Source organism: Primorskyibacter marinus (assembly GCF_003313245.1).
Taxonomy (GTDB): domain Bacteria; phylum Pseudomonadota; class Alphaproteobacteria; order Rhodobacterales; family Rhodobacteraceae; genus Primorskyibacter; species Primorskyibacter marinus.
Genome location: NZ_QJSD01000030.1, coordinates 1 through 20188, shown reverse-complemented (window position 1 = coordinate 20188; position 20188 = coordinate 1). Strand labels below are relative to the sequence as shown.

Sequence of the window (20188 nt, the reverse complement as noted above, 5' to 3'; positions counted from 1 at the left end):
TTCACCGCAAGGCCTTCTTCCTGGTAGAGGCGGTAGAGTTTTTTGTGGTTCATGATCATGCCTTTTCGTTCAAGCAGCACACCGATCCGCCGGTAGCCGAACCGGCGGCGTTTGCCAGCGATCTCCTTCATCTCCTGGCGGATCTCAGGATGGTCGGGCGGGCGTTCGCGCAGGACCGTCTTGGGGTCGACACCGACAAGTCGGCAGGCCCTGCGCTGCGAGATGTCATGACTCCGCATTGCATTGAGCGCTGCCTCTCGCCGCTCTTTCGTTCGCCATTGTGCTCGAACCAATGGCGCATCAATGGCTCACCGTCAGCTTTTTCCCAGCAGATCTTTCAGAACCACGTTGTCGAGCATCGTGTCGGCCAGCAGCCGCTTCAGCTTGGCATTCTCATCTTCCAGCGCCTTCAGCCGCGCCGCCTCCGATACCTCCATGCCGCCGTACTTGGACTTCAGCTTGTAAAAGGTCGCCGGGCTCAGCCCATGCCGACGGCACACCTCCGCCGTCGGCATCTCGGCTTCCTGCTCTTTGATCATCCCGATGATTTGCGCCTCGGTGAAACGGCTCTTACGCATTCGTCTGGCTCCTACAAGGGTTGGGCAGACTCTACTTCATGGTGAGGGATTTTGCGGGGGGGGCACGTCAACTACAATGAAAACCACTCGCACTCGGGGCTGAAGATGCACTCACGACGCGAATACATCGCAGCCCAAACCGCAACCGCCTGAGTGTCCGGTGAAACGGGGGCAAGATCAGGGGGGCGGCCCCCAGCGCCACAGACTTTCCGCAGACCGGATCCTTTGCCGTCTCGGCACCCTCCGGAATACTCGACTTCGCGTGTGAATGATCGTGTTCCATATTCTGCCAACTTTCATCTGATTTGTATCAACCTCGGGTGTCCTGCGGTTGGAATCTCAAGCTGTTTCTCAATGTTGATCATAATTTCCCGCTCTGATCGGATTGCGTGCCAGGAAAATCCGCACGAACAGGAATGCGAACGCCATGCCGATGATACCGATCACGACGATCAGCGGGGCGGACTGCCATTTCATCGCGGCAAATGCGGCCAGCACCACGGCATCGAGGGCGATCGCCGTCAGCAACACCCATCCCTTCGCGCCGATCTCCTCGCGCAGATGCCGGAACACGCCGAAGTGGATGATCATGTCTATTACGAGTAGAAGAAGGTGCCAAGCGAGGCGATCCGGCTGAGTCCGGCCGCGTAGCTGATCATGTCGAAGGACACGAAGGGCATCAGGCGGCTTGCAAATACTGTCGCCGTCAATGCGGTTTGCGATCCAAGCAGCCCTGCATCGACCTGAGCGCCGGCCACCCGCCGCAAGACATCATGCCCTAGAACCCGCGCCAGATCAAACGCGATCAGCGCCCCAAGCTCGGCTCCGATCACGACCTGTACCGTTCCCCAGAGATGCCCGTAGGCCGCCCCCGCCGCCAGCGCGATCGGCGCACTTGGGATTGGGCTGGCCAAGACGGCAACGGTCATGAGCGTGATGATCCGAACCGGCCCCCATAAACCAGCGCGCGCGACCAGCAGCTCCAGACGCTCGCCGTCCATCAGCTCTCGCATCTTGGTGAACACCGAAGGTACGAACAGCCAGATGCCGAGCAGGACGATCCCGAGGATCAAGAGCGTCGCGAAGATGCCGGTTCGCGGGCTCATCCTATCAGGTCGCCTCTACGGCCTTTGCCTGAAGGTCGCGGACCTGGCCTGCGACGGCAGTCAACGCGCCGATGTCGCCCGCCTGCATCGTTGCCACGGGGCCGAACTCTGTCATCACGCCGGAGCCATGGTTTGCCAGCGCTTTACATGTGCGGGTCTGTAACTCGCCAATACCTGCGACATCGGTCATTCAAAATATTAAATAGGTCATTTTGCTTTCTCCCTTTCAATTGCGAAGATATTTGATCAGCGCGGCTATGGCCAAAACGACGAGCGCAAGGACCAGAAGGCAAGCGATCAAGCCAAAACCCATTCCGAAACCCATCCCATAGCCCATTTCGTTTCCGTTCATCATGGCGTCTCTCCATTAGCGACTGTTACAGTCGTTGCCTCTTGTTCGAACCCTGCGGATTTGAAGGGACAGAACGCAGGGTTGATCGAAGGCGCGTTGTAATGGGCGCTCGTTCCGAGCGCCCATTCTCAGGTCAGACCGAAGCCGTAACTGCGAACTCGGTCATCATTCCCGAAGCGAGGTGTGGCATGTGATGGCAATGCAGCATCCAGCGCGCGGCCTCGCCAGCATCGAGTGCGACATCGACCATCGACATCGGTGGCACATGAACCGTGTCCCGCAGCGCGCCCGATACGGCGCGTCCGTTCAATCCGACGACCTGAAATGCATGACCATGCAGATGCATCGGATGGGCCATCATCGACATGTTGTGGAATGACAGAACGACACGTTCGCCGCTGCGCGCGACAACCGGGCGATGCTGGCCCCAGACGCCACCGTTGATCGTCCAGACATAGGGCTGCATCGAGCCGCCCAGCATAAGCATCTGGCTGCGGGCCACCGGCCGATCTGGCAGGGCGTCCCGTGCGACCAACCGTGACTCCTGCGCAAGATCAATGTCGAAAGCAGGCGCGTCAATATCCGTCAGCGCCGGGATGCGGCGGACTTCGGCACCGTGCGTGGCAAGGATCAGGCCGGTGCGCTCGCGCGCGCCTTCGCGCAATGCAAGGATTGGCCAGGCACCACCTTCATTCGGCAGGTCGATCTCGAGATCAAGGCGTTGTCCCATCGCCAGCCCGAACCGATTGCCCGAAAGAGGCTGAACGGCATTTCCGTCGACCGAAACGAGACGTGCTTGCGCTTGACCGGTCTCAATCCAGAACACCGTGGCTGCGGCGGCGTTGATGACCCGCAGCCGGATACGACCGCCGCGCTCGACCTGCACCACCTCGGGGTCCGACAAGGTCCGGTCATTCGCAAGATAGGCGTCCCAGTCATAGTCATTCAGGTCCATGGCCATGCCGCCCATGCCCATCATGCCGTCCATCGGCATGTTTCCCATCGGCATGCCACCCATGGTGTTGTGACCCATCCCCGGCATCGCATCCGTGCCCTGCATAGGCATACCTTGTTTGGGCGGCGCGTCAGAACCGGAGCCATGTCCAGCACCGTGTCCACCGCCATGCCCATCGTTGATTTCGGCCAAAACCTCCTCTGGAGACTTGAACGAAAAGTCGTGCAAGAACAGCGTGACCTCCTGCCGGTCAGCGGTCAGATCTTCCGGTGCCCGAACGATCAGGGGTGCCGCAAGCAGTTGCATCTCCTGAATCGGCACATGGCTGTGCATCCAATGCGTGCCCGGCCGGGCCTCGAAATCATAGGATCGAGTCTCTCCAGGCGCGAGAAGGGGCATCGGCATGTCGGGCACGCCATCCTGGGCGTTGGGCGGGATCTGGCCATGCCAGTGAATGATGGTCCCGACGTCGAGTTCGTTGGACAGATCAACCCGGAACCTTTGGCCGGGATCAAGAACCAGACCCTGCCCACCGGGACCGTCCAGACCAAAGACAGTGGCTGCGCGACCGTCGATGTCGAGGGTGCGGCTTGCGGCGGACAGAGCGAGGGGCGCTCTGGCCTGCGCCGTGGCGGCGCGCGGAAGATGAGCGGAAGCAAATGCCGCCGCACTTGCGGCAAGAAAGCCGCGTCGCGAAAAGGTTTTCATGTCGTCTCCTCGGGACAATCTGTCCCGTTAAAAATACCGATGGAGCAGCGCGAGCCTCAGCTCGGGCGCGATCAGAGGAGACGGAGTTTGGGAGGACGTTCGTCCAAGCCGGGTGCCCGGCCGGCATGGAACACCCCCGAAGGGATGTCATGGCTGACCGGCCCGTATTCGTGCGCAGCTTGCTCGCCTGGCGACGTCAGGAAAGCCGAAAGACTCGTGCAAACAAAGTCACACATACCGGCATCAGCAGATCCACAGTGCTGTTCGCCATCACAGGAGAGTTCGTTGTTGCCTGACGTATACGTCATTTCGCCGACATGCATTGCTTGATCCGGCGCGACACTCATACGCGCAGCATGCGCGGAGGCGACCGTTGCAATCACGGTGAGCGCAAAAATGGCAAGCATGGTGATGAAACGTGCGAACATACGGGCCAAATAGACATTGCTCACAAGAATGTCCATTACCGCTCAGGCGCAGCTCTGGCAGATTTCACGTCACTGTGAAACCAACGAGAGTTTCTTAAGCATTGGGGAGTCATGTATTGTCAAAGAGCCTTCGCAATACTGTCTGGACCGGATTAATCGTTGGAGCCTTGGCCCTCGCGATCTATGTGGGCGGGCGCTATGCCGATAATGCATCCACTGCTGCGGCGTCGGCGGAAATTATCGCACAAGGGCGGCAGGTCTATGCCGATCAGTGCGCCGCCTGCCACGGTGCGGACCTTGAAGGACAGCCTGACTGGCGTTCGCCTCTCCCCTCCGGACGGTTGCCCGCGCCGCCACATGACGAAAGTGGCCACACATGGCACCATGCTGACGATGTCCTGTTCCGCATCGTCAAGGAAGGCACGGCTGCCATCGTCGGCGGCGACTACGAAAGCGACATGCCTGGCTTCGCAGACGTACTAAGTGACGCAGAAATCCGGGCCGTTCTTGCTTTTATCAAGAGCACTTGGTCTGAGCGCGAGCGGAGCTATCAAGAAGGCGTGTCGCAGATAAACTAGGATATTTCGGCTAAGCGGTCGCGTTGGCAGAGCGAGTGAGTTTTTGAAGCGCGCAATTTGAAAAATGATTTAAAACAATTTCTTGCGAGGCAAAGAAGGTTGGATTCTGGTCCCCTTCCCACCGCCACTGTCTCTATTGCGAACCAATGACTCCGCCCTGATTGGCACGGGTTTTTCTGCGTTATCAAAGGGGTTTGCCGGAAATCACCGAACCTTATAGACGCGCCACCTGGTCGAAGCTGCGCTCAGAACGGCCTTAGCCTCAGATTGGACGAACCTCGTCCGTTCCGGTTCGTTCCACCTTTACAAATACTTTTCAGCAGCTTGCCTCTGAACCCCGCCGAAACCCAAACGCGCGTTCCGAACGACATCGATGGCAGCATAGCCAGAAGACGCGGTCGGCGCGTTGCTCGGTGTGGCAACGTAAACAGGCGGATTTCTTGGCTGGGCTCGCATCCAATTCCCCCGACGAAACTACTGTTTTTAAATGATTTTCCCCTGTCTAGCCTGGCCGCATGTCGAACGGGGCATGGTCGCATGGGCAGACTAGCCACCTCAAGACACTCAAACGCAAGATGTATGGCAGGGCGAATATTGATTTGCTCAGGGCCGGGCGCGTTGCGGCCCCCTGACTGGAGGGAGCCGCCAAGCTGCACCGAAATTGATACAGAGCCAAGCTTGAATGCCGTTTGACAGATATGATCGCGTCACGGCGCATTGCTCGCGGCACGCCAAAGCAAACTGACAAAGCTGTCCAGTATTCACCAAGATTCGCCTTCCGCCGCGGAGTGTGTTGAAATCGCACAGAAGGGCCTTCTATAGTACGTTGTGCGGATCTTAAGTATGGTATTCTTTAGGCCTTTGTCATATTGTTTAGATTGTATGCATAAGTATGGCTGCGGTGCTGCACGATCACTGGCGAATTTTTCGACTTGGTGGTCAAGGAGCGGAAAATGTCATTGGAGTTCTCTCTTTGGGCGAGCGTAGGAACCAAAATATCCAGCAGAGCCGGGACGCTCAGGGCGAACCCGTGGTTAGTCATATCACGCGCGACAAAATGACTGGTGAGATTGGCGATCGCGGAGGGCGCGGCGTTGGTGCGTCAGTAACGGCCGGTGCGATCGGCATGGGGTTGGCCTCGCAAAGTGCATTCGCAGATGGAGAGGCGGCTTTAGATGCAACTCAATCAATTGATAAAGATGAAAATAATGATGATCCTGTCGATCGGGTTTTCGTCAGTAAGGTGACTTCGTCTGGTCCGGTTGGATCTGCGGCATTGGTCAACGATGTCGTCGCGGAATTGGACGTGGAGGCGGATGTGTCTGCCGCAGAGGCTGCTCTGCAGAACGGCCCGGATGGCGACTTTAGTTCCGTCGTGCCCGCGTCCGGTGCGGCGTTTCTTGTGCAAGATGCTGAGCCGCTACACCCTGTGAGCACAAGTCAACCCTCTGCTCGCGCCGAAGCCGTGAAATCTGCAGCGACGACCGCTTCGACTGTGCCGCCCATCGCTGGCGAATCAGGCCCGCCGCCCGGCGTGGTGGACGCGGTGCCCGAGGTTGTCGAGACGGTGACAGAGACGGTCGGGGATGTTGTCGACACGGTCGGCGATGTCGTGGATGGCCTTCTGGGCGATGACGGTGTCGTGCCCGGCGTGGTGGAGACGGTCCCCGAGGTTGTCGAGACGGTGACAGAGACGGTCGGGGATGTTGTCGACACGGTCGGCGATGTCGTGGATGGCCTTCTGGGCGATGACGGTGTCGTGCCCGGCGTGGTGGAGACGGTCCCCGAGGTTGTCGAGACGGTGACGGAGACGGTCGGGGATGTTGTCGACACGGTCGGCGATGTCGTGGACGGCCTTCTGGGCGATGACGGTGTCGTGCCCGGCGTGGTGGANTCGGGGATGTTGTCGACACGGTCGGCGATGTCGTGGATGGCCTTCTGGGCGATGACGGTGTCGTGCCCGGCGTGGTGGACGCGGTGCCCGAGGTTGTCGAGACGGTGACGGAGACGGTCGGGGATGTTGTCGACACGGTCGGCGATGTCGTGGACGCTCTGGATCAGGGCGTCGATACGGTGGCTGGCGTCGTCGATGATACCGTCGGTGCGGTTTCAGGTCTGTTGGGTGGCCTCTTCGGTCGTGCAGCCAGCGCCGCGGAAGAACTGCCTGTGGATGCGGGACAAACTGCTGACGATCTGGTGGACGGCACGGGCAGCCTGCTGAGTTCTGCTGAAGAAGCGAACTCTTTGCAAAATGTGGCGCAAGAGGCTGGCACCGGCGGTGATGATGAGGTGAGGGGGGGCGTAGAGGGCACAAGCCTGTCCTCTGCGCCCGTTGAGAGTGATCTCGCGGGGGATGACGGGTTCTTGGACACACTGCTAAGTGCGGATGGTGCTGACGCTTTGTTGGACGCAGCCCCGGATGATCTTTTCGAAGGACTTTTGGGGAGCGAAGACACGTTCGGTCTGGATGTTGTTCCCACGCCGCTTGCTTCTGATGATGATCTCTCTGCGGGGTTGAGTGGCGATGCCAATCTTTCAGGAAGCCTGGCTGATCAGGTGCTGCTGGAGCCTTCGGGACAAAATGACACCGCGGGCGCTGACGAAGAAACGGATGGTCTGTTGAATGATATTCTTGCAGGCGGCGTTGACGATATCTTGGGTCAGGAAAGTGACTTCGATAGTCTCTTGGGCGAAACCTCTGCGGTTGAGGACGATACGCCTGCATCTGAAGCGCCTACAGCGGCGCTATTCGAGGATTCGGTGGTCGAGGGCGCGTTGGGTGTGCTCTTCGGGCATGCGCCGTCGTCTGATGGTGGGCTGTTGGACGGCTTGAGCAATGGCTGGGACAGCGACGAGCCAAGCTAGCGGTGGCGGCTGAAAACTGCTTGGCGAGTGAGCGGTAAACATATCGCGGCAGCGCACCAAGGCTGTGGCGAGGCATTGGCGTTGCGGCTTCTGCTGCACCAAGCGCCTTTTCGTATCTGAGCGTTTCGTATGTTGGTGGCGAGTGCAGCGTCTGGTTGGATAGCTTGCGCTGCCGATGCTCGATTGTATCGCGTGGCGGCGGGTGTTCACAGCCGTTTCACCTAGAATCGTGAGTCTGAAAAATGATAAGACAGCGCGTGCCCGAGTATTTGCATCGCTAAGTCAAAATCATAAGGTTCTTTGTACAATTCTGGCGATAGTAAGGAAATACTTCCCGCATAGGCTGAGCGACGGCTTGCAAACCTAACATACTTTAGTTAGAGGTTGGTGTTTAAAGGTTTTTCCATATCGAGAACAGTAGGTTAATTCCTGTTTTGGGTTGTTTAATCGGTATCTAGCTGCGAAAAGGTTAGGTATTGGCTTGGCTGAAGCTGCGTGAGAGACAACTAAGGCGGGAATTCCCGGAAAGCATCTGGTTGTAGATAAGGAAATGTGGTGGCAATTCTGGCATCTATTTTTAGCCCTTCCGAACCGGATGTTGGCTCCTCGGCGCTTGGCCCTCAGGTCGACTTGAGCGAGCCGACTGATATTCAGCTTGCGCCAGGCGCGGCCGGAGTCGTTAGCTACGACAAGATCGGGCCAGATCTGGTGCTGCGCCTCGCCAACGGCGAGACATCTCGTATCGATAATTTCTTTGAGGTCGGTCCCAATGGCAACTTCAGTCGGCTTCTGACCGCTTCCGGCGAAGTGGTCGCATCAGGCTTGATGGTACCAGAGCCGGACTATCCAGATGAGCCGGATGCTGTTCTGGCGGCGGGCGCTGGCGAAAGTATCGCCGGAGGCACAACGGTGGTTGAAGGTGCGTTAGAGGCACCTTCGGACGACGCCGATGCGGACGGTCTTATGTCAGGCAGTTTTCTACATGTGGCCGGCGCAGGTTTATTCGTGGGCTCTGGAATCGCATTTGGGTCTGGAAGTGATGACAGCACAGATGAGGGCAGTGCACCTTCGGTCGCTGATGCGCAGCAGGTTGATGCCGATCTATTGGCGGACGCCTTGCTCGGGCCAGAAGGGGATTTGGCCGCTGATCTTCTTTCGTCTGGGTTGGATGTGAGCGAAAGCGACGCTGTAGCGTCAGGACCGTCAGTTTCCAAACCAGCCGAGCCCCCCCTGGACGAGGCGAATACTGTCGAAGCGGGGCAACTCCCAGAAGCGGAGGGTTACATTTTGCCGGAGACTGCCGTGCCAGAGATAGCAGAGTCTCCGGCCGATCTTTTGGCTGATCTAGATACGGAATTTATAGTATGACGTCCAGGTTCCATCAGTGTTCGCGTGTGCTGGCACGCTGGCAAAAGGCGGCTCGTTGTGCGCTTTCGGTGACTGCCATTGTGCTTGTCACCGGCGGCTCTGCGGCCGCCCAAGTCACATTGAAAACCGCGGTCTTGCAGGCGACCGAAGCGGATGGCCAGATCAGCGCAATGCGTCAAATCGTGGCCAGCCGTACCTTGGATATCCAATCCGCTCGCGATGCGTATTTTCCCAGCCTAAGCCTGTCGGCGGACACGTCGACCACTGACTCGTCCGGTGCAGGCATTACCTTGAGTGTATCGCAGGTGTTGTTTGACTGGGGGCTTATCCGCAGCCAGATTGATGCCGCGTCTCACATTCGGGTTCAGGCGGTCTCGGACTTGAAAATGGCGGTCGAAGAATTGACGCTGCAAGTCGCGGAGTATTTTGTCGACGTGGAGGTGATTGACCTCAAAATCGCCCGGACGCGCGATTACATCACCTTTGCGCGCCGCATTTCCGATCAGGCCTCGGGCCGCGCTCGCGCTGGCATCAGCGATAACGGAGAAGTGGCTCGTGCGCGGCTGGAGATCGCCCGTGCCGAGGACCAACTGGCACAATTGATTGCAAATCGTAGCATTGCGCTATCCCAGATTTCTTATCTTGCCGGGCAACCCGTGACCGCCGTCCGTCGTGCGCCGAGCATTGAGTTTGCGCAAAGATACAACAATGCCGCGAAGCTAAGTTCCGCCGTCAAGATCGCACCTGATTATGTGTCTGCCCGCGCTGGCGTTGCGCAGGCAGTGGCGGGGGTCGAAACAGCCAAAGCCTCCCGGCTGCCGACGATTAAGTTGCAGGCTCAGGGGCGTGCCGATTTGAACGGGGGCGGCACTCGGACGTCTTTGGGGCTGTCAACCGGTGTCGATCTAAGCTCTAGCGGGTTGGGAAAGCGCGAAATTCAGGCCGCCAATCTAGAGCTGGAAGGCGCTAAAGCTACTTTGCGATACACCGAGCGTGATCTGACGAACACCGCTTTAAGCGCGCTTCAGAAAGTCGCAATCCTGCGGAAAACTGAAATATCCAGCGGCCGTCAACTGGAAGAAGCTCAAAAAGTTCTCGACAACTACGAGCAGCAATTCATCGGCGGGCAGCGCGAGTTGCTTGATATTCTGACGACTGGTCGGGATCTCTACGACTCGCAGATTGACAAGATCGATACCTACGACAGCAGAAAACGAACTGAATATACTGCGGCGCATGACTTGGGTGTACTTGGTACACTTATCCTTGCGTCGTCTTGATGACCCTACAGCCCGCCCATGATGTGCGGATGAACCGGTAACGAGATGTCGAAATGAAGGATCTGATAACCACCGATTCACTGACCGAAGGTCTGGTGCAGCTCTGCCGTGTGCAGGGCATTGCGACGTCCGCAGAGCAGCTAACAGATGGGCTGCCGCGGAACGAAGTGGGTGGGATTGATGAAAATCTTGCCAGGTTAGCCCTGCGCCGGGTCAACATGAGCTGCCGGTTTTCGAACGAGCCATTGGCGACATTCCCCGTGCATAGCTTGCCGGTTTTGGTGTTCTTGACGAATGGCCGCACATTAATTCTGGAAGGTCTTACCGACACCCAGGCCGATGTTATCTTGCCTGAATCCGGCGGGGGGCGTGCGGTTTGGGACCGTGAAGACCTGATGCGGCGGATCGATGGGCGCATTCTGGTGTCCAAACCCATCGATATTGTCACGGATCGGCTGGACGAGCCGGGCAAAGATACGCGGCATTGGATTTTCGGGCCAGTGCTTGGAAACTGGGCGATCTACCGCGATGTCATTCTGGCATCTTTCGCGGCAAATGTGTTGGCCGTCGCGACCGCGCTGTTTTCAATGCAGGTCTACGACCGTGTGGTGCCAAGTAACGCCTTTGATACGCTTTGGATTCTGGCCAGCGGGGTTGGCCTTGCCATCGTTCTGGAACTGATCATGCGCTTGATGCGCGCCGCGCTTGTCGACGTGTCGGGACGTGATCTGGATCTGAAGCTTTCGGCGCAGTTGTTTGCCAAAGTTTCGGGGATGCGGCTTCAGCACCAGCCGGGGTCTACGGGTGTGTTTGCAAACCAAGTCCGCGATTTCGCCACGGTGCGAGAGTTCTTTACGTCCGGCACAGTCACCGCGATCTGTGATTTGCCGTTTGTCTTCATATTCGTGGGTGTCATCTGGTTCATTGGTGGGCCGGTTGCCTATGTGGTCCTTGCGGGGGTCTTGTTGACCATCCTGCCCGGTGTACTCTTGCAAAAGAAACTGGCGCGGGCGTCCCGAGAAAACTCACGCGAAGCGGCAGCACTGAACGGTTTGCTGCTGGAGACCATTTCGAACCTTGAAACGGTGAAAGCTGCACGCGCCGAAGGGCGTCTGCAACGCGCATATGCGCAGCTTACGGCCACGATGGCGACGACCGCGGTCAAAACCCGCAGCCTGACCAATCTGATGACGCAATTGGTCAACACCTTTCAGCGTCTGGCCTACGCGGGCGTCATCATAACCGGTGTTTATCTGATCAGCGCCGGTCAGTTGACGGTTGGTAGCTTGATCGCCTGCACGCTGCTGTCCAGCCGGACGATGTCGCCTATGGGGCAGGTCGCAGGGTTGCTGGCGCGCTGGCAACAGGTGCGGGCAGCACTTGAAGGGCTGGACCAGATCATGGCGTTGCCTGTCGAGCGCCCGAATGATCGCCACTTTGTGCGGGCGTCGTCTTTGGCGGGTGAATTTTCTCTGGAAGATGTGGTGTTCCGCCATGACCCACAAGCACCGCCCGTCATCTCGATCGCGGCACTGAAGATCGAGGCTGGCGAACGCGTGGCATTGCTGGGCGGCAATGGCGCGGGCAAGTCTACGTTGCTGCGGATGTTGACCGGGCTCACAGACCCACAGTCGGGCACTGTCCTTGTCGATAACCTATCGCTTAGCCAGATTGATCCGATCGACAGGCGCCGCCAGATTGGCTATTTGCCGCAAAGTGTGGCGCTGTTTCAGGGAACGTTGCGCGACAATCTTCTGCTGGATCACGGCCTGCATTCGGACGACGAACTGCTGGAGGCGCTGGATGCGGTCGGGCTGGGCACTTTCGTGCGCCGCCATGTTCGCGGTCTTGATTTGCAATTGCAGGGCAACGCGAATGTATCGGGCGGGCAGCGGCAATCCATCGGCCTTGCTCGTGTGTTTCTTCAAGACCCCAAGATTGTCTTGCTGGATGAACCTACAGCCGCCTTCGACCATTTGACCGAAAGCAAAGTCATTTCGCATATGAAAGAATGGCTCAAAGGGCGCACGACTGTCATCTCTACCCACAAGCGTGAGTTGCTTGCCCTGACCGAACGGGCCATCGTTCTGAAAGACGGCCGCGTGGCGCGTGATGGCGATTTGATGCAAATTCTCAACACCGCGCGGGCCAATTCGGTCCAGAAAAATCCGGTGAAGGCTGTGAAATGACATCCTTTGACGCCCTCCCGGCCAGTCATGTCGACGGCAGCTTTCGGCGGCAGACGCTTAAAACGGCACGATTGACGATACAGTTTATCGTGCTGTCGCTGATTGTCGGGCTTACATGGGCGTCCTTTGCGCAGATCAACGAAGTTACCCGCGGAGACGGGCGCGTCATTCCGTTGCGCCGTATGCAAACGATACAAAGCCTTGAGGGCGGGATCTTGGCCGATCTGGATGTCAGAGAGGGCGATATCGTGGAGCGCGACCAGATTTTGGTACGGCTTGATCCAACACGATCACAATCCGCATTTCTAGCAGCCGGATCAGAGATATCCACGCTGGAGGCCGAAGTGGCCAGACTGGAAGCCGAGGTGATGGAACGCCCGGTGTTGGATTTTGGCGATGCTCCCGACGAGGCTCAACGCACAGAGCTGCGTTTATTCACGGCAAGGCGCACAAAGCTGGAGGCGTCCTTGACCGCACTGGAGGCGGAGCGCAGCGCCATTCAGGAACAGATTGATATTACCGGCCCGTTGACGGCGAACGGATCGGTCAGCCGGATCAACCTGCTACAGCTTGAACAAAAACGTGCAGAATTGGATGGCAGAATTAGCGAAACCCGAAACGCTTATGTTCAAGATGCCTACAAGGATCTCGCGCAGCGCAGGGCGAAGTTGGCGACAGTCCGCCAGGAGCTTGTCCAGAAACAGGATGAGTTTCAGCGCACCGAAATCCGTTCTCCCGTTGATGGCCGGGTGAACAACATCAATATCACCACATTGGGGGGAGTGATCCAACCCGGCGAGCCGATCATGGAAATCACGCCGACCGATGACCAACTGATCATTGAGACGAATGTCCAGCCGCGTGACGTTGCCTTGATCGCCCCTGGGATGCCAGCGAGTGTTAAAATCACCGCGTATGACTTTTCCACCTATGGTGATTTGCGCGGGGTCGTGACCCAAATTTCCGAGGACACGGTAGAGGAAGACACGCCCCAAGGCCCAGCGGATTTCTACCGCGTTATGGTCCGCACCGACCAAAGCTATCTGGAACGGTTTGGTGAGAAATACTCGATCCGTCCGGGCATGATCGCGCAGGTCGATATCGAAAGCGGGAAGCGTTCGGTGCTGAGTTACCTGACCCGGCCACTTTTAAAGGCCAGATTGCGATAGCCCGCTTCGACGCCCCATGCGCAAGTCGCGCCAATATTCCTACAGAAAGAGATGACTATATTGCCCCGCCAGATCATTCCTTTGGGTGCAGCCAGTGATATGGCCCATTGCATCAGGCTGCTTGCATGTCCCATTACCGTTGCTGCGGCTCTGACCGTTGCGGATCCGGCTGCTGCCAAGGTGTTCGACACCGTAGAGGTGCGCGGCGCGCTATTCATTCCCGAAGACGATATTCGCATGACCTGCGGGGCAGAGGCGGGGATTGACTACCTTGATCTTGAACTTCAGGCGGTCGAAGATTGCCTGATGTCGACAGGGGTGTTCGAAACCGTCGCGGTATATGGCGAAGGTGCAGCCTTGGTGATCGACGTTCAGGAATTGAACACCCGACCCGGCCGTATCGACGCATCGCTTGCCTATGCCTCTGACGATGGGATTCTGGCCGGTCTATCCTTCGAGCGGTATAATCTGTTCGATCGGACCTACGGTGCCTTGTCGTTCGAATTTAGTCCAGCCGTCCGGCGCTTGTCGGGCAAGCTGTACCGCACCGAAGTCTTCGAGACCGACCTTGATATGGGGTTCGAATTCGTTGCGGGGCGCGATGCATATGATGATCGAAGCTATGTGCATGAATCGATCCGCGCCGAGCCGTATCTTGCTTGGCCAATCGCACCGTCGACAAGACTGGAGGGCGGCATCGGTATACGCGGACACCGGCTTACTGATGTCGACGGTGACGCAAGCGCGCTGTTGTTGGGCGAAGAAACTGACGACATTACCGCACCTTATCTTCGGCTTAGCCTTAGTCACGAATATATATCCGGCGCTGAAGAGGGCGCACGCAACTGGCAAAATTTCGGCTACTCCGTGAACGTCGATCAATACTATTGGAATGTCGGGACCGACGATCCGATACTGGATAGCCGGTTGGCGGCGCGTCTTCGGGTGCCCGTTGCGCAAAGCCTGCGCCTTTTGGTTGGTTTCGATGCCAGCGTCCTTAACGGCACCGATGGCAATGCAACCCGCGCAATCGACCGTTATTTCCCCGGAGCCGACAGCTTTCGTGGGTTCGCCCCGCGTGGCATCGGCCCGCGCGATGATGATGACGCGCTTGGCGGCAACAAGTTTGTAAAAGCGTCGCTAGAGCTTCAGCGAGATTTTGGCGACGTGTTCAAGATCCCGTTTCAGGGCGGCGTCTTTGTCGAATATGGCGCAAGCTGGGGGCTGGATGACACGCTGGACGGCGCGATTGACGACGATTGGCATGCACGCAGCACCTTTGGCGTGTCATTCAATTTCGACATCGCGGGCACGCCTGCATCGGTCTATGTGGCAAAGCCGCTATCAAAAGAGGGTGGCGACGAAACCCAGATCGTCGGGCTAAGCCTTCAGACGTGGTTTTAACCGGCTATCGCCCGTTCTGAGCGCGATTGTTCATCGCTTGTTTAAATAGCCCCAGATACCGTTGTGCGACAATGGGCAGATCATACTGCTGCCGCGCGAGGATGCGCGCGGCCCGTCCATAGCGCGCGCGCCTTGTCGCATCGTCGCGCAGCGCCAAAATAGCCTCGATCCAGGCATCATCGTCATCCGGTAGCAAACGGCCATTAACATTATCCTGAAACAGCTCTGCCGCGTACCCGCGGTTGGGGGCCAAGACACAGCCACCCCTGCCCAAAATCTCGACCAAACCCCAGTTCGCGACGCCGTATTGCAGCGGGTAAAGAAAGAGATCTATTTCCGACACCTTCTTTGCAAAATCATCATAAGCGAGTTTGCCGGGAAAAGAGATGGCCTTGGCCGCCTTGGGGTAGACCGTCATCAGATGATCCCGGAAATTTTCAACCTGCCCGTCATGGTGGCGTTGCACGAATTGTTCTTCGTAGCCATAGGTGGATGCACCTGCACCGCCTAACGCAACAAATTCGGCCTCCACGCCCTGCGCGAGCAGTTTGTCCACAAGGCGGACGTATACTTCGAAACCTTTGGCGGAGGACAAATCGCGCGAGGCAAAGCCGATCTTAAAGCGAGAAGTCGGCCGGGGCGTTGCCTCTGGCGTGGTGAATTTCGTAAAGTCGAACCCTTCGAGTTGGACCTCAATATTGGCCTGAAGGGATCTGGGGAACATGGCTTTTGCATGCCTGCTGGGGCATATGACCAGGTCGCTCCGCACGGCCTGATGAAAGTGCAGCATCTCAATGTTTCGGTCTACAAGCCGCTGCGCTTTATCCGGGGGGTATTTCGGATCCCAGCCATGTGCCCGAAAGCTGGGGAATTCAATGTAGCTGACGATGGCCGCGTCGATCTCATCGTACAAAAAATGCGGAGCCCCCCAAAGCGAATGCGCCACGACGACATCAATCTTGCGACGCTTTTGAAATTCGCTAAGGGCATTCACCACGCCGCGCCCGATACGCGCCGATCGTTCCAGTTTCCCGGAATAGTAATAGCTTTGTTCGCCGACGATCGGACCATCGGGTTTGAAGCCAAGGATATGCGATCCTCTGTCCTTGTGGCGTTCCATATGGCCAGGCGTGGTCAGAAAATATGTCTCGGCCAGCCCGGTTTTGCGAAGATGGTCGCATAGATCCCCAAATTGGCCCGGATACACCGCCCCGACAAAAACGATCACCGGCGTCGTCATTTGTGCGCTACCTTTCTCCCTGAGAGGGACATGGTCCGAAATTCCCTTTCTGGACTGCCACAATTAAGTATACCTACTATAGGTCAGGATCGCCGCATACATCTAGGGTCGGAACTGGCGATACTTGGATTTGCACCTATTATTCTTCAGAGAAACTTGCTGGTAGCGATGACGGTGCTGGTAATGTAGAGTCGATGCTTGTCATGGTGTGACAGTTTCGCGTGTATAGATGTGGTGAAGCAATTATGAATGTTACGAGTTCTCAGCCCCTTAAGGTTCTCGTCGCGGACGATCACGCGATGGTTCTGGAAATGTTCGAACAGTTTCTGTCGAACCTGCCTGATATTGAGCCGAAGACAGCACCGGATTTGGATGCTGCGTTGGATTTGATCGACACGGACGGGCCCTTTGACTTGGTTTTGGTCGATTTGAACATGCCAGGTATGAAGGGTGTGTCAGGGCTGGGCAAAGCGTTGGAACATAATGGCGGAAAACCGGTTGGCATTCTCACCAGCAACCCTTCGCAAAATGTCGTCTACGAAACTTTGTCGCTAGGCGGTGCAGGTATTGTTCTTAAAACTGAATCGCTGAAAAACCTGACAAACGTGATCCGCTTCATGCTGAACGGTGGGCGGTATGTTCCAGTGGAACTGATAGCGCCTCAACCTGTAAAGACGCCAGCAAGGGCGAACTCGAACTTGTCTGAGCGCGAAATGACCGTGTTGAACCTGCTCGCCGAGGGGCAGGCCAATCGGGATATTGGCGCTTCGCTCAGCTTGGCTGAGGCGACCGTCAAAATGCACGTCAAATCCATCTGCACAAAGCTCGGCGCGAAAAACCGGACACAGGCCGTGATCCTTGCGCGCGATGTGGGGTTGGTTTGATCCTGTATTTGAACAACTTATCCTAGGTGATCGACAGCAACCGCTGTTCTTGAAAGCGCATTTTCCAGCGCAAGAAGTTCGGTTTCCAGATCTGTAGAGCCGTTGTCGAACCCAAGCTCTAGACCCCTCAACGCTTTTTCCAATAGGGTCAGCCCGGTCAGTCCACAGGCACCGGTCGCGGCATGCAACATCCGGCCAGTGTCCGTGCGAACGCCCTCGGCGCGGATATCATCATGTGCGGCCTGGGCTTCGGACAATGCCCTCTGCATAAATCTTTTCGCGCCGGCAAGTTCCATCTGCTCGATCAACTCTGCCACGATGTCATCCGCAAAAGCATGCTCCGTTTCGCAATCTTGCGGGACAGTGGGACTAGCATCTGGCGTTTGCGCCATTGTCCCGGCCTCGGGCAATGCCTTGGGCGTTTTCGATGCCGTAGCGGGCGGTAAAAGGGCATCCCGAATGGCTTGGCATAACTGCGCATGGCGTATTGGCTTCTCCAGAACCTTTACCATGCCCGTCGCCAAGCAAGCGTTGCGCACCCGATCATCGACATGCGCCGTGAGGCCAAGCATTTTCCCTTGCCATGCGATGTCTCCAGATGCCTGTTCTGCTCGAATCCGGCGCGCCAGATCGACCCCGCTCATATAGGGAAGGGTCATATCTGTGAGCAAAAGGTCGATGTCCTGATCTGCGTCCCGGCGGCGCAGGATTTCCAGGGCTTTCATTCCGTTGCCCACGGCGCGGACCCGCACGCCGTTGCGTTTGAGGGTCTCGACCAACCAGTCGCGGCTCGAGGGGCTGTCCTCTACAATCAAAACGCCGATCCCGGCGAGAATCGTGGACGAATCTGAACTGCTCTGCGGCAAGGGGGTATTCGGTTCGGCCAGGTTTGTCGCCGCGTCGAGAGAGAAATGCGCCCTGAGAACCGTTCCAGCGACGTCCTCGGGCGATGCAGGTGCCACCCCGCCATTTTGCGCGCGGTCGAGAACCTCTAGCCTTCCACTTAACTGTGCCAAGGCATGCGCAAGCACGTTCAAACCGGCCGACGGACGAGAGTGATCGTTCTGCGCCGCTTTTTTCGTGTCGTCGCAAGCGGTGTCTGATACGTCCTCTGCGCCAAGAGCCCGCATCAGTCGATTTTTTTGCGACAGGGGCAGGCCGCCGCCCAGATCGGCCACTTCAACGGTAACGTCGATTTTGGACGGGTCAGTGCCTGCTTGCTTGTATGACAGCGCGACGTCTATTTTTGTGCCGCCATGTTTGGCCGAGTTGTCGATCATGTTCTGTAGGAGAGCGCGCACAAAACGCACAGGTCCGCGGACCCGGATGCTTTCCTGCGGCACATCTGCGAACAAGATCTCCGCGCCGCGGGCCGAGGCGATGGGTTCGACCATGTCCAGTATCATGCGCAGTTCGTGAATAAGGTCGAATTCCTCATCAACCTGAAGCTCCGTCGGGGTCATTTCGCCCCTGATGACCTTGATGACATTGTCAATATGGCTCAGCGCAAGCTCTGCCGAACGCCGCATGCGTTCGCGACCTTCGGCGATTGTCGCAACATCACTATCGGATGAGGAAAATGCGGCCTCACTGACAGAGAGAAGCGATTGGATGGGCGTTCGCAAATCGTGGGACACCCGCAAAAGGGTTGCTGTGCGTGACCGATTGCGCAGCATGGCAGCTTCTTGGTCTGTTTCGGCAAGACGTAAGAGGAATGCGTCGGATGTGCCCAGTTGTAAGTGGACCACTTCACCTTCAAGATCCTTTTCGCCAACCTTTGCAGAGGCGGCGACGCTACCGGCGCGCTTGGCGTGCCTACATATGGCCGACCAATCGACGGCAGCCAGGATTGTTTCGGATCCGATGTCCGGGCGCGTCGTCGTTGCATTGGAAAGAAGGACTTCTGCCTTTGATGTCGCAAGGATGACCGTGCGGCGATCTGTTGCAATAAGGCGCGCGATTGCTTGTAGAACGGGCCGGACGCCAGCGGCAGCCGCCGGTAGATCATGGGTTTTCGGCAAGAGAATCTCCAACAGGTTGACCGGCGTATTTTGATGAGAACCCGACTGTCTGGTGCGTGGCGGTCCATCTGAGGCTGGTGCGGGTGAAACCCAGCAGTCCAGTCAGAATTTACTAAAGACCAAGTGGTATTTGCCTCGCAAGAGGCTGATCGCAAAAAAGTCGTAGAAAGCGGGCTGACCCAGTATTTTGAAGGCGCGCTGCTGGTCGAGAGGCCTTTCGGATATGTTTTCAGTCAGCAGGTGAGCGACAGGTCTTGGTCAACCCATGATCGCCTGAACGGTTGTTATAGATCTCGCCTCATCTATGGCGCTTCGAACTGAGGCGAGCCTTGAAACTGCCCTGCGCGTTTCTTCCATCAGACGAATAGATCGTTTTTACATGTATAGAACAGAACCGTCAGGCAAACGCTGCGCGCTCCCGGTTTCCGGCGGCGCGTCGGCTTCCGAGCAATCAGCTTTGACGCCAGTTGAGCGCCCAAGTTTGCAGTAAATTGGGAATCAACTTATAGATGTGAATTGATACATACTTTAGATTGCATTTTACGTCGGATGGCGCTGTATTGGTTATTGACATGCTATACTTATGAGTGTTCTTTACATACCAAAGACGTATTTCAACATCAGGCAGCTCTGACTGTCTCAAGTGTCCCATGAGGAGTGCAACAATGGCAAATTCAACTATTCAGGCTGGTGCGGAGATTGGCATTGAAATTGATGTGCTTCGGCCCGACATCGCGCATTATGCCAAGACCGGAGATGACTTGCTGGTTACCCTCCAAAATGGTGACGTGATTACCGTCAAGGATTTCTATACCCCGGCCGCGGACGGCTCGTTGCATAGTCTTGTGTTGGGAGATGGGACCAACAGTGGTGTCAAAGGCGATGTGGATGCCGGCACCGGTCTCGAAATGGCCGAAGAAGATGTTATCGCCGCAGTGGCAGGGCTTGGGGGGCTGGGCCTGGTCGCATCATCTGGTGGCGGCGGAAGCGATTCGGATAGCCCGACCGACCCCACGGACCCGACCGATCCTACGGACCCGACCGATCCCACGGACCCGACCGA

General features: G+C 57.3%; 17 protein-coding genes and 1 pseudogene. 9 read left to right on the top strand and 9 right to left on the bottom strand.

The features are described from left to right. The 7 genes and pseudogenes from DMZ65_RS18280 to DMZ65_RS18255 all read right to left on the bottom strand — a co-directional run. Positions 1–578: pseudogene (locus DMZ65_RS18280) on the bottom strand (transposase); the annotation flags it as partial. A gap of 351 nt (positions 579–929) precedes the next feature. After that, entirely contained in the window at positions 930–1169 is a 240-nt protein-coding gene (locus DMZ65_RS18275; RefSeq protein WP_116600179.1) for a hypothetical protein, read from the bottom strand. Positions 1170–1174: 5 nt separating this feature from the next. Then, on the bottom strand, positions 1175–1684 hold the full coding sequence (locus tag DMZ65_RS18270; protein ID WP_116600178.1) for a TVP38/TMEM64 family protein: 510 nt from the start codon (positions 1682–1684) through the stop codon (positions 1175–1177). A 4-nt stretch (positions 1685–1688) separates the two neighbouring features. Further along, positions 1689–1874 (bottom strand): hypothetical protein, encoded by a 186-nt coding sequence (locus DMZ65_RS18265; RefSeq protein WP_116600177.1) that lies wholly within the window; start codon positions 1872–1874, stop codon positions 1689–1691. A 36-nt stretch (positions 1875–1910) separates the two neighbouring features. Beyond that, positions 1911–2039: a hypothetical protein gene (locus DMZ65_RS20065; protein ID WP_269801572.1), complete on the bottom strand. Its 129-nt coding sequence runs from the start codon at positions 2037–2039 to the stop codon at positions 1911–1913. A 130-nt stretch (positions 2040–2169) separates the two neighbouring features. Continuing rightward, positions 2170–3699, bottom strand: a complete 1530-nt coding sequence (locus DMZ65_RS18260) for a multicopper oxidase family protein (RefSeq protein ID WP_116600176.1) — start codon at positions 3697–3699, stop codon at positions 2170–2172. Between the two features lie 71 nt (positions 3700–3770). Then, positions 3771–4127 (bottom strand): hypothetical protein, encoded by a 357-nt coding sequence (locus DMZ65_RS18255; protein WP_232825059.1) that lies wholly within the window; start codon positions 4125–4127, stop codon positions 3771–3773. Between the two features lie 167 nt (positions 4128–4294). Between DMZ65_RS18255 and DMZ65_RS18250 the strand changes: the two genes are divergently transcribed. The 7 genes from DMZ65_RS18250 to DMZ65_RS18210 all read left to right on the top strand — a co-directional run bounded on the left by DMZ65_RS18250 (position 4295) and on the right by DMZ65_RS18210 (position 14980). Beyond that, on the top strand, positions 4295–4705 hold the full coding sequence (locus tag DMZ65_RS18250; RefSeq protein ID WP_438942749.1) for a c-type cytochrome: 411 nt from the start codon (positions 4295–4297) through the stop codon (positions 4703–4705). A gap of 1926 nt (positions 4706–6631) precedes the next feature. Continuing rightward, a complete protein-coding gene (locus DMZ65_RS18235; protein WP_116600171.1) occupies positions 6632–7570 on the top strand; it encodes a hypothetical protein in 939 nt (312 codons plus the stop codon). 555 nt (positions 7571–8125) lie between these two features. Further along, the gene (locus tag DMZ65_RS18230; RefSeq protein ID WP_157960682.1) at positions 8126–8938 is read left to right on the top strand and encodes a BapA/Bap/LapF family prefix-like domain-containing protein; all 813 of its coding nucleotides are present in this window, start codon (positions 8126–8128) and stop codon (positions 8936–8938) included. A 26-nt stretch (positions 8939–8964) separates the two neighbouring features. Continuing rightward, positions 8965–10218, top strand: coding sequence for a TolC family protein (locus DMZ65_RS18225; RefSeq protein WP_232825058.1), 1254 nt, complete (start codon positions 8965–8967; stop codon positions 10216–10218). 53 nt (positions 10219–10271) lie between these two features. Then, positions 10272–12407 (top strand): type I secretion system permease/ATPase, encoded by a 2136-nt coding sequence (locus DMZ65_RS18220; RefSeq protein WP_116600168.1) that lies wholly within the window; start codon positions 10272–10274, stop codon positions 12405–12407. Continuing rightward, positions 12404–13576 (top strand): HlyD family type I secretion periplasmic adaptor subunit, encoded by a 1173-nt coding sequence (locus DMZ65_RS18215; RefSeq protein WP_116600167.1) that lies wholly within the window; start codon positions 12404–12406, stop codon positions 13574–13576. Before DMZ65_RS18220 ends, DMZ65_RS18215 begins: the two co-directional genes overlap by 4 nt. A gap of 51 nt (positions 13577–13627) precedes the next feature. Then, complete coding sequence (locus tag DMZ65_RS18210) at positions 13628–14980, top strand: BamA/TamA family outer membrane protein (protein WP_116600166.1); 1353 nt, start codon at positions 13628–13630, stop codon at positions 14978–14980. Between the two features lie 4 nt (positions 14981–14984). Here the strand turns inward: DMZ65_RS18210 and DMZ65_RS18205 are convergent, their stop codons facing one another. Continuing rightward, positions 14985–16220: a glycosyltransferase gene (locus tag DMZ65_RS18205; protein ID WP_116600165.1), complete on the bottom strand. Its 1236-nt coding sequence runs from the start codon at positions 16218–16220 to the stop codon at positions 14985–14987. Positions 16221–16465: 245 nt separating this feature from the next. Between DMZ65_RS18205 and DMZ65_RS18200 the strand changes: the two genes are divergently transcribed. After that, positions 16466–17104: a response regulator transcription factor gene (locus tag DMZ65_RS18200; protein ID WP_116600164.1), complete on the top strand. Its 639-nt coding sequence runs from the start codon at positions 16466–16468 to the stop codon at positions 17102–17104. Between the two features lie 17 nt (positions 17105–17121). Here DMZ65_RS18200 and DMZ65_RS18195 read toward each other — a convergent pair whose 3' ends face one another. Next, positions 17122–18780: a hybrid sensor histidine kinase/response regulator gene (locus DMZ65_RS18195; RefSeq protein WP_157960681.1), complete on the bottom strand. Its 1659-nt coding sequence runs from the start codon at positions 18778–18780 to the stop codon at positions 17122–17124. A gap of 1010 nt (positions 18781–19790) precedes the next feature. Here DMZ65_RS18195 and DMZ65_RS19570 point away from each other — a divergent pair. Continuing rightward, the coding region (locus DMZ65_RS19570; RefSeq protein WP_198662737.1) for a BapA/Bap/LapF family prefix-like domain-containing protein at positions 19791–20188 on the top strand (398 nt) is incomplete at its 3' end.

What these genes read in the sequence shown, in the direction of transcription:
- DMZ65_RS18275 (WP_116600179.1), bottom strand. Translation starts at nt 1,169, where the DNA reads ATGATCATCCACTTCGGCGTGTTCCGGCATCTGCGCGAGGAGATCGGC.
- DMZ65_RS18270 (WP_116600178.1), bottom strand. Translation starts at nt 1,684, where the DNA reads ATGAGCCCGCGAACCGGCATCTTCGCGACGCTCTTGATCCTCGGGATC.
- DMZ65_RS18265 (WP_116600177.1), bottom strand. Translation starts at nt 1,874, where the DNA reads ATGACCGATGTCGCAGGTATTGGCGAGTTACAGACCCGCACATGTAAA.
- DMZ65_RS20065 (WP_269801572.1), bottom strand. Translation starts at nt 2,039, where the DNA reads ATGATGAACGGAAACGAAATGGGCTATGGGATGGGTTTCGGAATGGGT.
- DMZ65_RS18260 (WP_116600176.1), bottom strand. Translation starts at nt 3,699, where the DNA reads ATGAAAACCTTTTCGCGACGCGGCTTTCTTGCCGCAAGTGCGGCGGCA.
- DMZ65_RS18255 (WP_232825059.1), bottom strand. Translation starts at nt 4,127, where the DNA reads ATGTTCGCACGTTTCATCACCATGCTTGCCATTTTTGCGCTCACCGTG.
- DMZ65_RS18220 (WP_116600168.1), top strand. Translation starts at nt 10,272, where the DNA reads ATGAAGGATCTGATAACCACCGATTCACTGACCGAAGGTCTGGTGCAG.
- DMZ65_RS18215 (WP_116600167.1), top strand. Translation starts at nt 12,404, where the DNA reads ATGACATCCTTTGACGCCCTCCCGGCCAGTCATGTCGACGGCAGCTTT.
- DMZ65_RS18210 (WP_116600166.1), top strand. Translation starts at nt 13,628, where the DNA reads ATGACTATATTGCCCCGCCAGATCATTCCTTTGGGTGCAGCCAGTGAT.
- DMZ65_RS18205 (WP_116600165.1), bottom strand. Translation starts at nt 16,220, where the DNA reads ATGACGACGCCGGTGATCGTTTTTGTCGGGGCGGTGTATCCGGGCCAA.
- DMZ65_RS18200 (WP_116600164.1), top strand. Translation starts at nt 16,466, where the DNA reads ATGAATGTTACGAGTTCTCAGCCCCTTAAGGTTCTCGTCGCGGACGAT.
- DMZ65_RS18195 (WP_157960681.1), bottom strand. Translation starts at nt 18,780, where the DNA reads ATGCTGCGCAATCGGTCACGCACAGCAACCCTTTTGCGGGTGTCCCAC.